At 63.0% G+C, this 12,232-nt stretch carries 14 protein-coding genes; 4 read left to right on the top strand and 10 right to left on the bottom strand.

Going from position 1 to position 12,232, the window contains the following annotated elements; all coding sequences use genetic code 11:
- Positions 1-36: 36 nt before the first annotated feature.
- The 4 genes from ACP7BL_RS15705 to ACP7BL_RS15690 form a co-directional block, all read right to left on the bottom strand.
- The gene (locus tag ACP7BL_RS15705; protein ID WP_012047181.1) at positions 37-315 is read right to left on the bottom strand and encodes a DNA -binding domain-containing protein; all 279 of its coding nucleotides are present in this window, start codon (positions 313-315) and stop codon (positions 37-39) included.
- 48 nt (positions 316-363) lie between these two features.
- Positions 364-642, bottom strand: coding sequence for a helix-turn-helix domain-containing protein (locus ACP7BL_RS15700; protein ID WP_041751091.1), 279 nt, complete (start codon positions 640-642; stop codon positions 364-366).
- A 194-nt stretch (positions 643-836) separates the two neighbouring features.
- Positions 837-1,226: a response regulator gene (locus ACP7BL_RS15695; protein ID WP_012047179.1), complete on the bottom strand. Its 390-nt coding sequence runs from the start codon at positions 1,224-1,226 to the stop codon at positions 837-839.
- A complete protein-coding gene (locus tag ACP7BL_RS15690) occupies positions 1,223-1,624 on the bottom strand; it encodes a response regulator (protein WP_012047178.1) in 402 nt (133 codons plus the stop codon). Before ACP7BL_RS15690 ends, ACP7BL_RS15695 begins: the two co-directional genes overlap by 4 nt.
- Before the next feature lie 231 nt (positions 1,625-1,855).
- On the opposite strand from ACP7BL_RS15690, the gene ACP7BL_RS15685 reads away from it, so the two are divergent.
- Both ACP7BL_RS15685 and ACP7BL_RS15680 read left to right on the top strand, forming a co-directional pair.
- Positions 1,856-2,197 carry a zf-TFIIB domain-containing protein gene (locus ACP7BL_RS15685; RefSeq protein WP_012047177.1) on the top strand — a complete coding sequence of 114 codons (342 nt, stop codon included), beginning with the start codon at positions 1,856-1,858 and terminating at the stop codon, positions 2,195-2,197.
- Positions 2,198-2,287: 90 nt separating this feature from the next.
- Positions 2,288-2,932 (top strand): ZIP family metal transporter, encoded by a 645-nt coding sequence (locus tag ACP7BL_RS15680; RefSeq protein ID WP_012047176.1) that lies wholly within the window; start codon positions 2,288-2,290, stop codon positions 2,930-2,932.
- Here the strand turns inward: ACP7BL_RS15680 and ACP7BL_RS15675 are convergent.
- On the bottom strand, positions 2,845-3,351 hold the full coding sequence (locus ACP7BL_RS15675) for a MerR family transcriptional regulator (RefSeq protein WP_083780807.1): 507 nt from the start codon (positions 3,349-3,351) through the stop codon (positions 2,845-2,847). The genes ACP7BL_RS15680 and ACP7BL_RS15675 overlap by 88 nt on opposite strands.
- Positions 3,352-3,559: 208 nt before the next feature.
- On the opposite strand from ACP7BL_RS15675, the gene ACP7BL_RS15670 reads away from it, so the two are divergent.
- Positions 3,560-5,848 (top strand): heavy metal translocating P-type ATPase, encoded by a 2,289-nt coding sequence (locus tag ACP7BL_RS15670; protein ID WP_041751087.1) that lies wholly within the window; start codon positions 3,560-3,562, stop codon positions 5,846-5,848.
- Positions 5,849-5,927: 79 nt separating this feature from the next.
- Here the strand turns inward: ACP7BL_RS15670 and ACP7BL_RS15665 are convergent, their stop codons facing one another.
- Positions 5,928-6,248: a DUF736 domain-containing protein gene (locus ACP7BL_RS15665; RefSeq protein ID WP_041751086.1), complete on the bottom strand. Its 321-nt coding sequence runs from the start codon at positions 6,246-6,248 to the stop codon at positions 5,928-5,930.
- A 546-nt stretch (positions 6,249-6,794) separates the two neighbouring features.
- Complete coding sequence (locus ACP7BL_RS15660; RefSeq protein WP_012047173.1) at positions 6,795-7,277, bottom strand: hypothetical protein; 483 nt, start codon at positions 7,275-7,277, stop codon at positions 6,795-6,797.
- 169 nt (positions 7,278-7,446) lie between these two features.
- Here ACP7BL_RS15660 and ACP7BL_RS15655 point away from each other — a divergent pair, with 169 nt between their 5' ends.
- On the top strand, positions 7,447-8,013 hold the full coding sequence (locus ACP7BL_RS15655; protein WP_012047172.1) for a flavin reductase family protein: 567 nt from the start codon (positions 7,447-7,449) through the stop codon (positions 8,011-8,013).
- An 18-nt stretch (positions 8,014-8,031) separates the two neighbouring features.
- On the opposite strand, the gene ACP7BL_RS15650 is transcribed toward ACP7BL_RS15655, so the two are convergent.
- The 3 genes from ACP7BL_RS15650 to ACP7BL_RS15640 all read right to left on the bottom strand — a co-directional run.
- Positions 8,032-8,970, bottom strand: coding sequence for a DUF2493 domain-containing protein (locus tag ACP7BL_RS15650; protein ID WP_041751752.1), 939 nt, complete (start codon positions 8,968-8,970; stop codon positions 8,032-8,034).
- A gap of 310 nt (positions 8,971-9,280) precedes the next feature.
- A complete protein-coding gene (locus tag ACP7BL_RS15645; protein WP_041751085.1) occupies positions 9,281-10,342 on the bottom strand; it encodes a DUF7146 domain-containing protein in 1,062 nt (353 codons plus the stop codon).
- The coding region (locus ACP7BL_RS15640) for a strawberry notch C-terminal domain-containing protein (protein WP_426258799.1) at positions 10,342-12,232 on the bottom strand (1,891 nt) is incomplete at its 5' end. The genes ACP7BL_RS15640 and ACP7BL_RS15645, both read right to left, overlap by 1 nt.

Below are 12,232 nucleotides of genomic sequence, written 5' to 3'. Positions count from 1 at the left end.
GCAGCGCATGCTGCGCGGTCTGCACGGAACTATTTTCTAGTGCGGCGCTCCACCATAGAGAAGATGGCGGTAACCCTTCTCCGTCATCCATCGTGCGCGGGCGAGATGCGTCTCCCAGGCGCGGCGTGCGCGATCGGGTTCCGTCGCCGGGTCGATGCGCAACACGAGCTTTGCGACCTCTTGCCAGTCGGCGCCATCGGAGTCGGCATCAAGCAGACGGAGATATGTCACGAGGTGGCGCTCGTCATAGCCGGTCAGGATTGCGGCTGTCGGCGCGATATCATCCACTGCTGGATCCCGGGGTGGCGACTGCATCAAAGCTCCTCGACGACACGGTTTCTTAAACGTTAACACATGCTGGTTTCAACGTTTCAAGTTTGCCGACCTTCGCCCTGAAGCCGTTGCAGGCTTTGCCTCGTGAAGCAGCATGATTCCGCGGCCACGGTCGGATTCGACAAAAAGAATCCCCGCCGCCTCCAGCGCGCGGCGAACTTGGTCCCGCGTGCTCTCGTGCGTCGGGAGCCCGCGCTCGGACTCCAGACGTTTGAGGGCGGTCAACGCCACCAGGGCTTTTTCGGCGAGCATCTCTTGCGTCCAATTCAGCAAGGCTCGCGCCGCCCGCACTTGTCGGCCGGTGATCATTCATGATCACCTCCGACAGACGATCTGCGCGCACCAGAAAAACGACTATAATAGTCGTTATGGGTCGTCGCAACGGTGCGCCGAGGCCATATTTGGCCTCAGGAGCGGGTGGGCGGGGTGCGGGGTGATTCGGGTCAGGCCGGGACGGTTGTGAGATGCTCGGGGGCGATCCGACGCACCGCCTAGCACGGTTGTCAGGCCTGGTCGCCGCGGTTCTTGGCAGCCAGAAGACGCTGGATACGGTCCAGCACGAGGCGGTGATCATAAGGTTTCGATACGGCCGGCCCGTCCTGACAAAGATCCGCAGCTTTCTCGACAGAGCCCGTAATCGTTCCGGCGAGGATTACGCGTGGACCTGGGGCGCGATCGCGTATCCAATGCGCGAGAGCGAATCCGCTTTGGTCTTCAGCGCCGACATCGATAAGCACGACGTCAATGGGACGAGCCGTGTTGTTCAATACCTCTTTGGCTTCTACAGAATTGGTGGCTTCCAGCACTTGATAACCGCACTCGCGGAGATATTCGGCGAGCGGTGTGCGGACCAGGACGTTGCTGTCGACAATGAGGATGCGTGTGTCGCTCACGCGGGCGTTCCCGGCGGCGCGACGCCCAAAGTTACAAAAACCAATGCCACTGTCTGTGTGATGTCATATGGCTTCGCGATAAAGCGCCCGGGCATCGTCTCGCTGTTCAAGTGATCGTTTCCGGACGTGAGGATCACTGGGACGGTCGGAAAATCTGCGCGGACTCGCTCGGCGAGCTGCAGGCCGTTGAGGGAGCCAGGCATCTGGATATCGGAGAACATAAGATCGACCTTGCCGCCGGCCACGAGATAATCGAGCGCCTGGTCAGCGGAGTTGGCCTCGATGACGGCGCAGCCTGCTGTTCGCAACTCGTCGGCGATGAGTGCGCGCATAAGGACTTCATCCTCGACAACGAGCACATGAGGTTTCTCGCGATCCAACGCCGGCTCAGGCAACACTTTGATGCCCTCCTATTGAGCGAAAACGGAGGGCTTGCTGTGGCGTTCCTTGCGAAGACGAAAATAGTTGCTTTTTTCGGCGACTGTGGTGGTCGTCGGCGGAATTGGGTGAGACCGGGATTAGGGGGCGTCGGTGCGGCGCGAGGTTTCCTGCTGAGAACCTCTTGCTCCTCTAGTCACTAGAGGATTTAGGATCTCCTTCCAGCTTGGTGAAGGAAGGAGTTCTTTGCGATGGAGCGAACCGAAGGCACTGGCATGTTGTGCCCCGTCTGCCGTGTCGATCTCGTGATCAGCGAACGGCAGAACATCGAGATCGACTACTGCCCGAAATGCCGCGGGGTATGGTTGGACCGTGGTGAGCTTGACAAGATCATTGAGCGGAGCGCGGCCGAGACCTCTCAGGTTTCCCAGCAGAGGTCTTCCGCACCGCCTTCGTCCTCAGAGGCACCGAGCGCGCCGGGACCGTGGGGCGGATATGATCAGCACGGCGGTCATGGTGGCCACGGGTCACGTGATGGCCACGGCAGCCGCGGTGGTCACGGACGCGGCTTCCTCGGTCGGATATTCGACTGACGCCAACAACAACAAGAGCAACGAACAAACAATAAGGTGCTTGGGGTGGCCTCAGCTTGGCAATTCACCTTGATCCCGGCTGCGGCCGCAATGATCGGCGCCGTGATTGCGGTGAACGCGCGGCCGAAAGCAACTTTGGTCAGCGCGATCCAACATTTTGCTGCCGGCGTTGTATTCGCGGCGGCGGCTGGCGAGATCCTGCCCGATGTCATGCATCGAGGCTCGCCCTGGGCGACGGCGATCGGTGGCGCGATCGGCGTCGTCACGATGCTGCTGGTAAAACAGTTGGAAGAGTGGGCGAAAGGGCCAGCGGGCCTGTTGACGGCAATTGCCGTCGATATTCTGATCGACGGTCTGGTGCTTGGGATCGGATTCGCGGCGAGCCCAAAAGTTGGCATTCTGTTGACGATTGCCTTGACGATCGAGATTCTGTTTCTCGGCCTTACTGTGGCGACGGAGCTCGGAGAGAGTGTTCACTCCAAAGCCAGAATCGTCGGAATAACGGCCGGGCTGATCATCCTGCTGCCTGTCGGCGCTTTACTCGGGGCTCCGGTCGCGTTGCTGCCCGGTCCGATTCTGACCGGTTTCTTTGCATTCGGACTGGTCGCTCTTCTCTACCTTGTGACCGAGGAATTGCTGATCGAAGCTCATGAAACGCCCGATCGGCCGTGGGTGACAGCGATGTTCTTCTTCGGCTTCTTGGCGCTTTTGCTTGTTGAGGAGGCGATCGGCTGATTGTGCGGGTGCATGCACTGGCCATGGTCAGCTAGCACCTCGATGACACGACACTCCGCCAGGCGTCCGTGACTGCAACCGTCGATCATCACCTCAAGCTCGGCCTTGAGCGCACCTAGGCTCGCAATGCGCTGCTCGACCTCGACAAGGCGGGCTTTCGCGATTGCATCCGCCGTCGCGCAAGACTGATTGGGCTGATCCTGCAAGGTCAGCAAGGTCCGTATCGCTGGGATCTCGAACCCCAATTCGCGAGCGTGGCGAATGAACATCAGCCGGTGAAGATCGCGCGTATCGTACGTGCGACGATTGCCTTCGGTTCGGGGTGGGGCCGGCAGCAAGTCGATCTGCTCGTAATAGCGGATCGTCGGTACTTTCACGCCGCTGTGTCTGGCTGCCTCGCCGATGGAGATGTGGCGCACGACGGTCACTCCTCTAGTCACTAGAGGAATTGGCGATTGCGCACCAAAAATCAAGGGCTGCCAGTGGGGAGCTCTTTCTCGCCCGGGCTCTGCCCAGCCGCGAGATCGACAGCGCGCCGTGCGCATTTTCTATCCCGCAGCGGATCTTTGCCCTTGCTCCTCTAGCGACTAGAGGACGTAGCGCTATGGCTGAATCGAGGATTTGGTCATGACGAAGCATTCGCAACAGAGCCGCTATCGGGTCGATGGCATGGACTGCGCTTCATGTGCGGCAAAGATCGACACCGCGGTGCGCCGCGTGCCGGGTGTCGAAGATGTCTCCGTGTCGGCCACCGCCGGCACGATGACCGTGCGCCACGGTGACGATGAGGCAGTTGGTCCGGCGATCACGAAGACGGTGACCGGACTGGGATACAAGCTCAGACTGCTGACAGAACATTCGATCGGCGACGGCGGACCGAAGGCGGTCGAGGCCTGTGGTTGCCAAGGTCGCAGCGGCCCGGACGCTCACGCGCATGACGATGCCCGAAAGAGCGAGGGTCCTGAGCATCGTCATCACAACGGGCAGAACGACGGCAAGGCGTCTAGTGCCGAACTGCACGGTCACGACCATGGTCCGACAAACGGCCCATGGTGGCGGAGCGGTAAAGGACGGCTCACGATTGCCAGCGGCATCGCGCTGATCGCGGCCTACGCGATAGGCAAGTTGGTTCCAGGATTTGAACCCTGGATATTCACGGCGGCGATGCTGGTTGGACTCGTGCCGATCGCCCGGCGCGCCATCATGGCGGCTATCGCCGGCACGCCTTTCTCGATCGAGATGCTGATGACGATTGCCGCCGTCGGCGCCGTCGCCATAAGCGCAAGCGAAGAAGCGGCAACTGTCGTCTTTCTCTTTCTGATCGGCGAACTGCTCGAAGGGGTCGCGGCGGGCCGAGCGCGCGCCAGCATTCAATCGCTGACCGCGTTGTTGCCGAAGACCGCTTTGCTCGAAGAGGGAGGCAAGACGCGTGAGGTCCCGGCCGAGGACCTCATAGTCGATTCCTTGATCCTCGTGCGGCCCGGCGACCGCATTCCTGCGGACGGCTTGATCGTATCGGGTGAAAGCGCGATCGATGAGGCGCCCGTCACCGGCGAAAGCACGCCCGTCCGTAAGGGCGTAGACGCTATCGTCTTCGCTGGCACCGTTAATGGCGAGGCGGCGCTGCGCATCCGCGTGACGGCCGCCGCTGCCGACAACACCATCGCCCGCGTTGTGAAGCTGGTCGAGGAAGCGCAGGAGAGCAAGGCTCCAACCGAGCGCTTCATCGACCGGTTTTCGCGCTACTATACGCCAGGCGTCGTCGTGGTCGCCGCTTTGGTCGCCGTCATACCTCCGCTGCTGTTTGGCGGCGCCTGGAGCGAATGGATCTACAAAGGCCTTGCCATCTTGCTGATCGGATGTCCGTGCGCGCTGGTGATCTCGACCCCGGCGGCGATCGCAGCGTCGTTGTCGGCCGGCGCCCGGCGCGGCTTGTTGTTGAAGGGCGGCGCCGTTCTGGAAAAGATCGGAACGATTACCGCCGCCGCCTTCGACAAGACTGGCACGTTGACAGAAGGCAAGCCGCAAGTGACCGACATTGTCGGCTTCGGCCGGCCGGAGGCAGACGTGCTGAGGCTCGCCGCGGCGCTTGAAACCGGCTCAAACCATCCGCTCGCTAGGGCGATTCTGGAGCGCGCGGCGAGTGATAATGCTGCCGTGCCCCAGATCACCGACGCCAAGGCGATCGGTGGAAAGGGGATCACCGGGACGGTCGACGGCAGCGAGGTGTTCTTCGGCTCACCGCACGCAGCGGGCGATCGCACGGCGCTTACGCCCGATCAGATCGCACGGATCGCTGCCTTCAACGACGACGGAAAGACCGTATCGGTGTTGCTCGCCGATGGACAGGTTGCCGGCGCCATCGCGATGCGGGACGAACCGCGTGTCGACGCCAAGGCCGGTCTGAAAGCGCTGGCTGATGCGGGAATCAAGACCGTGATGCTGACAGGAGATAATCGGCGAACCGCGGACGCGATCGGCAAGCAGCTCGGTATCGAGGTGCACGCCGAATTGCTGCCGCAAGACAAGCAGCGTGTCGTCGGCGAGTTGAAGCGCCAGGGCTTCTCAGTGATCAAGGTCGGCGATGGCATCAATGATGCGCCGGCTCTCGCCGCGGCGGATGTCGGCATCGCCATGGGCGGCAGCGCGGACGTGGCTCTCGAAACGGCCGATGCTGCCGTCCTTCACGGACGGGTGGGGGACGTCTTCGCGATGATCGCCCTATCGAAGCGAACCATGGCCAACATTCGACAGAACATCGCGATCGCGATCGGGCTAAAGGCGGTGTTCCTTGTAACGACCGTCGTCGGCATCACGGGGCTTTGGCCTGCAATCCTCGCCGATACGGGGGCGACGGTGCTTGTGACCATGAACGCGTTGCGCCTGCTCAAGGTCGGGCAAGCTCAGGGTTCCTGAGTTTCGTAAGAGGCCGCCGTCTAATGCTTGCGCGTGCGAACCCCGCCCGGCGCGGCCGGGCGGGGTTGCTGCGAAGGCCTCAGTCGCCGTTCTTGCGGGGCCGCGACCAGATGAGGGTGTAGCCGTCGGCCTCTTCGTCATCGAACAGGTTCGCGTAGATCGGAGCGTTGAAGGAAGGGTCGTCGAGCTTGAGCGAGAGGTAGTCGCGGCCTTCTTCGGAGCGCTTCGACCACGCTGCCCCGATCTCGGCCCGGCCCACATAGACGCGGTGGCTGGGGGCGTTCTCGTTGGAGCGGTTGGTCTCGGCGACGATCCGGACGCCTTTCGTCTGCAAGCTCAGGGTGACGATCTCGCCCTGGAAGTCGCTGCCGACCTTCTTGAAAGAACCGATGTTAGCCATGTCACTTCTCCTTGCTGATTTCGAGCCCGCGACCACCGCGGCCTCGATGGCGATCGACAGGCCGGGGACGATCGACGACGCACCCGCTCGCGGGCCGGAGCGCAGCGGAGGATGACGGCGGTGAGACTTTCTTGCCTCGCGAGGAATGGGCTTTAGCCCAGGGGAAGAAAGTCGAGCCGACGGCGTTGCGGCTCAGGCGATCGAGGCGCAGCCGGTCTTCGGCCAGATCAGGCCATCACGAGGCCAGGTGCGTCCGTGCTCTGAACAGCATCCTCAGGAGGAGACGTGGCGGATATCGGTTCTCTTGCACAAGACGTCGGCGAGTTCAGGCGTAGAGAAAGAAGCCATGGCGTAGAAAAAGGCGGGATCGATTGCCGGGGACTCGCCGCGACTGAACGCCTTCATCCGTCTTTATGTGAGTGCCGGGAGATCGGTGCTGCGGGCTCTGCGCTTCGATAGGCCGGGGCCGTCCTCGTTTCTCAACCGAGACCCGATGGCGCTGGACCGTGCTTCGCGAACCTGTTCGATGACGAAGAGGCCGGCCTCTCAGCCTTCCCGTGTTGCGGCCGTAAGAACCGGCTGCGGCTCATCCGCATTTGCCCCGTCCGGTCGCAGCGGAAGGGGTTCGGCCAACACCGTCATGCGCGCCCAAGCCGTGCAGCCGATGATGATGGCGCCAACCCAAGCGAAGGTCTCCCGCCAGAACAGCGATGGCATGCCGATCTGCGAGAGCCCCAACACGGCGTGGTAGCCGGCGATCGCGGCCGGGATGGCGAAGGCCGCTGCAATGGCCGCGCGCAAGGGGATCGGCTTGACGAGCGCAAAAGCGACCTGGCCGACGCCCAGCGTCAACGCGCCCACGACGATGCCGATAAGGAGGGCGCCGAGGACGCCCGCGCCGCTGTGGAAGGCGGCCATGCCGGCGGTGAGGCCGACGAAGAAGGGCAGCGCATAAACCGCAAGGGCGAAGATCAGCCAGCAGAACAGGCCGATCCCAAAAATGCTGAGTATGAGTCCGATGACGAGCATCGCGGCGTCTCCGTGACAAAGCGTGTGACGGTCGCGCCTTCCACCACCACCACGGCGCGATCCGAACTATAACGAAAATTGGCCTCGAATGGGAGAGGAAACCCGTCCCACCAGACATCGGCGGTGTCCGCGACCGTGCCAGGGGCCTGACCCGACCGCAGGAGGAACGATGGCGAGACGCTCAGAAAAGCTTGATTTTCCGGTCTCTCAGGTTCGGCGCTACCTTGAGCCTGGGCCAATCGTGATGGTGTCGTCAGCGCTGGATGACAGGCGAAACATCATGACGATGGGGTGGCACACGATGATGGAGTTTACACCGTCACTCATCGGTTGCGTCATCGCCGGCGCAAACTACAGCTTTGACCTGGTCTGCAAGAGCCGTGAGTGCGTGATCAATCTCCCGACCACGACGTTGATCGACACCGTGGTCGGCGTTGGCAACACGACGGGCGCTGAGGTCGATAAGTTCGAGAGGTTCGGGCTCACGGCGCAATCGGCAACGCGCGTGAAGGCGCCGCTGATTGTCGAGTGTCACGCAAATTTTGAATGCCGTCTTGTCGATGATGCGCTGGTCGACAAATATAATTTCTTCGTTTTCGAAGTGGTGAAGGCGCATGTCGCCAAGTCGCCGAGGCATCCGGAGACGCTGCATTACACCGGCGATGGGGTATTCATGGTCGCCGGCAAGATCATCAGCCGGCGCCGGCTGTTTCGGCCGGAGCTGCTCGATACCTGATGCCGTAAGTGGCGGCGCTTACGCGCCGCCTTCGTCGTGCTTCCAGACCGGAATGCCGAGCTTGCGTGCCTTGTCGGCGAGGTTGTCCTGGATGCCGGTGCCCGGGAAGTGCAGGACGCCGATCGGCAGGACCGCCAGCATCGCGTCGTTGCGCTTGAACGGAGCCGCCTTCGCGTGCTTCGTCCAGTCCGGCTTGAAGGCGATCTGCGGCACGTTGCGATTGCTCGCCCATTTGGCGGCGATGAGCTCCGCGCCTTTCGGCGACCCGCCATGCAGCAACACCATGTCGGGATGCTTGGCGTGGACTTTGTCGAGTCGATCCCAGATCATGCGATGGTCGTTGAAGTCGAGCCCGCCGGTGAGCGCGATCTTCGGACCAGGCGGCAGCATGACCTCGGTCTCGGCCCGACGCTTCGCAGCCAGAAAGTCGCGGCTGTCGATCATCGCTGCGGTGAGCGCGCGATGATTGATCAGCGATCCTGACCGGGGACGCCAGGGTGTGCCGGTGTGCGTCTCGAAGTGTTCGGCGGCCTGGTCGCGGAAGAGCTCCATGCTGTTGCGGCGCTCGATCAGCGTGATGCCCTCGGCCGTCAGGCGTTCGAGCTCGACCGATTTCACTTCCGAGCCGTTCTGCTCGCGCTGGCTGCGCCGCTGCGCCTGTTCGTTATCGTCGAGTTCGCGCTCGATGCGATCGACGGCGCGGTGGAAGAGATTGACCGTTGACCAGAGCAGATCCTCGAGGTCCGGCTCAAGGCGCGTTTCACCCAGAGTCGAGATCAGGGCGTCGAAGATGTCGACGACGGCGCCGGCCACGACATTGCCTTCGGGAAGCGGCCTCGGGTCGGGTTCGCCCTGGAAGGGACGGTAGCCGTAGAGCTGAAGCTCGTTGAGGACGTGATCGGTCGGGGATGAGCTGTGCGGCGGTTCGAAGTCGATGTCGTCATGGTCGGTCGTCATGGTGAGGTCCTTTGCCGGATCGGCCGCGCCCATCGCGGCCTTCGTGGCGATCACTGGACCGGGAGCGGAACGGGCTTGCACCGCGGCGCCCTCGCGCCGCGGCCGAAGCGCAGCGGAGGACCGAAGGGGCCGGCTATTTTGTCTCGCGCTGTAAAGGCGGCTTCGCCGCCGACGGAAAATAGTCGGCCCTTGAGGTTGCTGGACCGGGGCGCTTCTGGTCCGATCGCCCTCTAGAAGGCCAGGGTGCGGACTCTTTCCGGCTTGCGGGGCCTCACCAGACCAACCATGGCGACACGCGAACCGTCGCCCTTCATCCCGTCTCGGCGGCGTCAACGTGCATGAAGCGCGCGACGTCCTGCGGGATAAGTTCGATCCGCAAGGCTGCTGCCAGCACGTCGACGCCGATGCCGCGCAGATCCTCGTTGAAGTCGCCCCGCCTCGGGGTCCAGGTGATCGCCTCGACCCCGGCCGAGCGGGCCCGCTCGGTCAACGCGATCGCGGCCCCGTCGCCGGCCGCATCGTTGTCGCGAGCGATATAGAGCCGGCGCAGCGTCGGCGGAAGCAACAAGGCTGCGAGGTGATTGGCCGAGAGCGCAGCGGCCATCGGCAAGGTCGGCAACACGCAGCGCAGCGACAGCATGGTCTCAATGCCTTCGCCGGCCGCGAGCACATCGGTGGCCACACCGAAACGGACGGCGTTGCCGAGAAGATCGCCCATCGCGCGCCGTGGCGTATCGATCGGCGCCTTGCCGAGACGGACGAGATCGAAGCCGGCGGGATTGAGCCAGGTGCGGTGCGCGCCGGTGATGCGCCCATCAAGGTCGGTCACACGTGCGATCATCGCTGGCCAAATTTCGGTCGGCGAGTAATCATCCGGGCGATAGTAGCAGCGCGGGTGGAATCGCAATGCGCCGGCTTCGTGCAAAGGCGTAATGCCGCGATTACGGAGATACGTCTCTGCGAGTGTGCGCATCATCGGCTGCGACATCGCAAAGAGCCGCCGTGCGGCCTCCGGCGAGCCAGTCTGCGCAGGTGGTCTGGCCGAGTTTGGCGAAGGCTCCTGTTCGCTGCGCGGCAGGTTCAAGAAGCGGCGCGCTTCGTCAGCAACATCGTGGAAGTCGACGAGGCCGCAGCTCTCGCGGATGATGTCGAGGAGATCGCCATGTTCGCCTGTTGCGGCATCGGTCCACTTGCCGGCTGGTCCTTTCGATGACTCCTTCAACCGAACGAACATGGATCGACCGGGTGTGTTGCGGGCATCGCCAACCTGCCAATAACGACCTTCGCGGCGGCCATTGGAAAGATAGTGACGGCACACCGTCTCCGCGTCGCGCGCGAGCCGGCGTGCCAGGTCGGAAGCGTCGCGCGGCATCACGCGGCCTCCCGTTCGCCGACGCGCTCGACCGGATAGCGATCGAGCACGCGATTGAGTGTTTCGACGCCGCTCGCATCGGTCGGCACGAACATGCGCAGCTTCCAGGAAATGATCTCGTGGAAGAGGCCATAGGCTTTCAGCCGGTCGCGCATCGTGTCGTCGAATCCCGACAGCTCGATGCGGTTGGCGCCCATGACGCGAACACGGCGAAGCTGCAGGCCCTCGGCGAGGTCGAGGATGGTTCGCCCCTCCATCAGTGCGCCGAACGCCATGTCAGGCGTCAGGGTCGGCGTGTCGGCCGCCAGCGCGTTCGCCGCCCAGGCGGCCGAAACCTTGCGGCCAATGATGCGCTCACCCGTATCGGTCTGGAGTCGGTAAACCCGGGTCGACTCGTTCGGCAGCCGCTTCCAGATCGGGAGGAGCAAGCCTGCCACCACATGGATGGTGCTGTCGGTGAAATCGGAAACTTCGCCGAGTTCGACGTGCCAAGCCTCCGCGAAGCGCTCACGGTTGGCCTCCATCCAATGGCTTTCCGCCATTGTCTTCAGCGGAAGGCTGTGATGCTCCATCGGCCGGATCAGCCGTACCCGCCGTTCAATCTCGCCGTCGTCGAGCATGAGGCTCGGCGCCGGGACCTGAACGGCGGCGCGTCCCGATCGCTCGTTGATCAAGAGCACCGCGCGCGGATCGGAGAGACGATCGAAGGCTTCCGCCAGCGTCACCGGAAGGTTGCGTCTGCGCTCGGTGATGGTGAGCAATCGCGTCTCGGCGCCGGTCGCGGGATGGCTGTAAATGACGCTTCGATCCGTGATGACGAAGCTCTCGGCGCGCAGCGTCTCGAGGCCCGCGTCATAGCTGCCGGATGCGATCGCCCCTTCGATGCGGGCGGTGAGCAACTGTTCGAACGCGGTGAAGAGGACGTTCTGCAGGTCGATGGTCAGCGCCAGCAGACGATTGAGGAAGGTGGTAATCGGCGGCAGTTCGTCCTTGATGCCGTTCGCATCCATCAGCTTCAGACCCGTGGAATCCTCGAAGGTCTGAAGCGAGCAGCCTTCGACCTTGCCACGCGCCAGCAGCATGTAGAGCTGACGGAGCGCATCGCGGCCGTAATGACTTTCGAGATTGTCTTCAGGCCGGAACAGGTTCTGGCCGCCGGTCTGACGCTGTCCGCGCGTGATCGCTCCGAGCGTATCGAGACGGCGGGCGATCGTGCTCAGGAAACGCTTTTCGGCCTTCACATTGGTCGCGATCGGGCGGAAGAGCGGTGGCTGCGCCTGGTTGGTGCGGTTCGTGCGACCCAGGCCTTGGATGGCGGCGTCCGCCTTCCATCCGGGTTCGAGGAGGTAGTGAACCCTCAGCCGGTGGTTCCGCGCCGACAGTTCGGCGTGGTAGGAGCGCCCCGTGCCGCCGGCCTCGGAGAACACCAGAATGCGCTTGGCGTCGTCCATGAAAGCCGCGGTTTCTGCAAGGTTCGCCGAAGCCGCGCGGTTCTCGACCATCAGCCGATCGCCCTTGCGGATGACGCGGCGCGAGCGTCCTGTCACTTCGGCGACCATGTCCGTGCCAAAGCGCTGCACGATCTGATCGAGCGCGCCGGGCACAGGCGGCAACGAGGCGAGCTTCTCGATCAGCCGGTCGCGGCGGGTAACCGCTTCGCGGCTTTCGACCGGCTGGCCGTCGCGAAAGACCGGCCGCGACGAGAGATTGCCTTCCGAGTCGGTGAAGGGCTCGTAGAGCTGCACCGGAAAGGAGTGGGCAAGATAGTCCAACACATATTCTTTGCAGTCGCAGTTTATGTCGAGCGTGGCGGCAGGAGGCGCAGGTTTCCTTCGGTTTTCCATGATTTCACTCCAGATAATTACGGTTCCCTCGACCTCAACAAGTCGA

It is taken from the genome of Sphingomonas sp. DC1600-2, assembly GCF_049897605.1.
In the GTDB taxonomy this organism is placed as follows: Bacteria; Pseudomonadota; Alphaproteobacteria; order Sphingomonadales; family Sphingomonadaceae; genus Sphingomonas.
Note: the sequence above shows the minus strand (reverse complement) of the source record. Positions and strands in the feature narration are given on the sequence as shown.

What these genes read in the sequence shown, in the direction of transcription:
- ACP7BL_RS15645 (WP_041751085.1), bottom strand. Translation starts at nt 10,342, where the DNA reads ATGCCGCGCGACGCTTCCGACCTGGCACGCCGGCTCGCGCGCGACGCG.
- ACP7BL_RS15700 (WP_041751091.1), bottom strand. Translation starts at nt 642, where the DNA reads ATGATCACCGGCCGACAAGTGCGGGCGGCGCGAGCCTTGCTGAATTGG.
- ACP7BL_RS15650 (WP_041751752.1), bottom strand. Translation starts at nt 8,970, where the DNA reads ATGACGACCGACCATGACGACATCGACTTCGAACCGCCGCACAGCTCA.
- ACP7BL_RS15660 (WP_012047173.1), bottom strand. Translation starts at nt 7,277, where the DNA reads ATGCTCGTCATCGGACTCATACTCAGCATTTTTGGGATCGGCCTGTTC.
- ACP7BL_RS15665 (WP_041751086.1), bottom strand. Translation starts at nt 6,248, where the DNA reads ATGGCTAACATCGGTTCTTTCAAGAAGGTCGGCAGCGACTTCCAGGGC.
- ACP7BL_RS15680 (WP_012047176.1), top strand. Translation starts at nt 2,288, where the DNA reads ATGATCGGCGCCGTGATTGCGGTGAACGCGCGGCCGAAAGCAACTTTG.
- ACP7BL_RS15655 (WP_012047172.1), top strand. Translation starts at nt 7,447, where the DNA reads ATGGCGAGACGCTCAGAAAAGCTTGATTTTCCGGTCTCTCAGGTTCGG.
- ACP7BL_RS15670 (WP_041751087.1), top strand. Translation starts at nt 3,560, where the DNA reads ATGACGAAGCATTCGCAACAGAGCCGCTATCGGGTCGATGGCATGGAC.
- ACP7BL_RS15685 (WP_012047177.1), top strand. Translation starts at nt 1,856, where the DNA reads ATGGAGCGAACCGAAGGCACTGGCATGTTGTGCCCCGTCTGCCGTGTC.
- ACP7BL_RS15705 (WP_012047181.1), bottom strand. Translation starts at nt 315, where the DNA reads ATGCAGTCGCCACCCCGGGATCCAGCAGTGGATGATATCGCGCCGACA.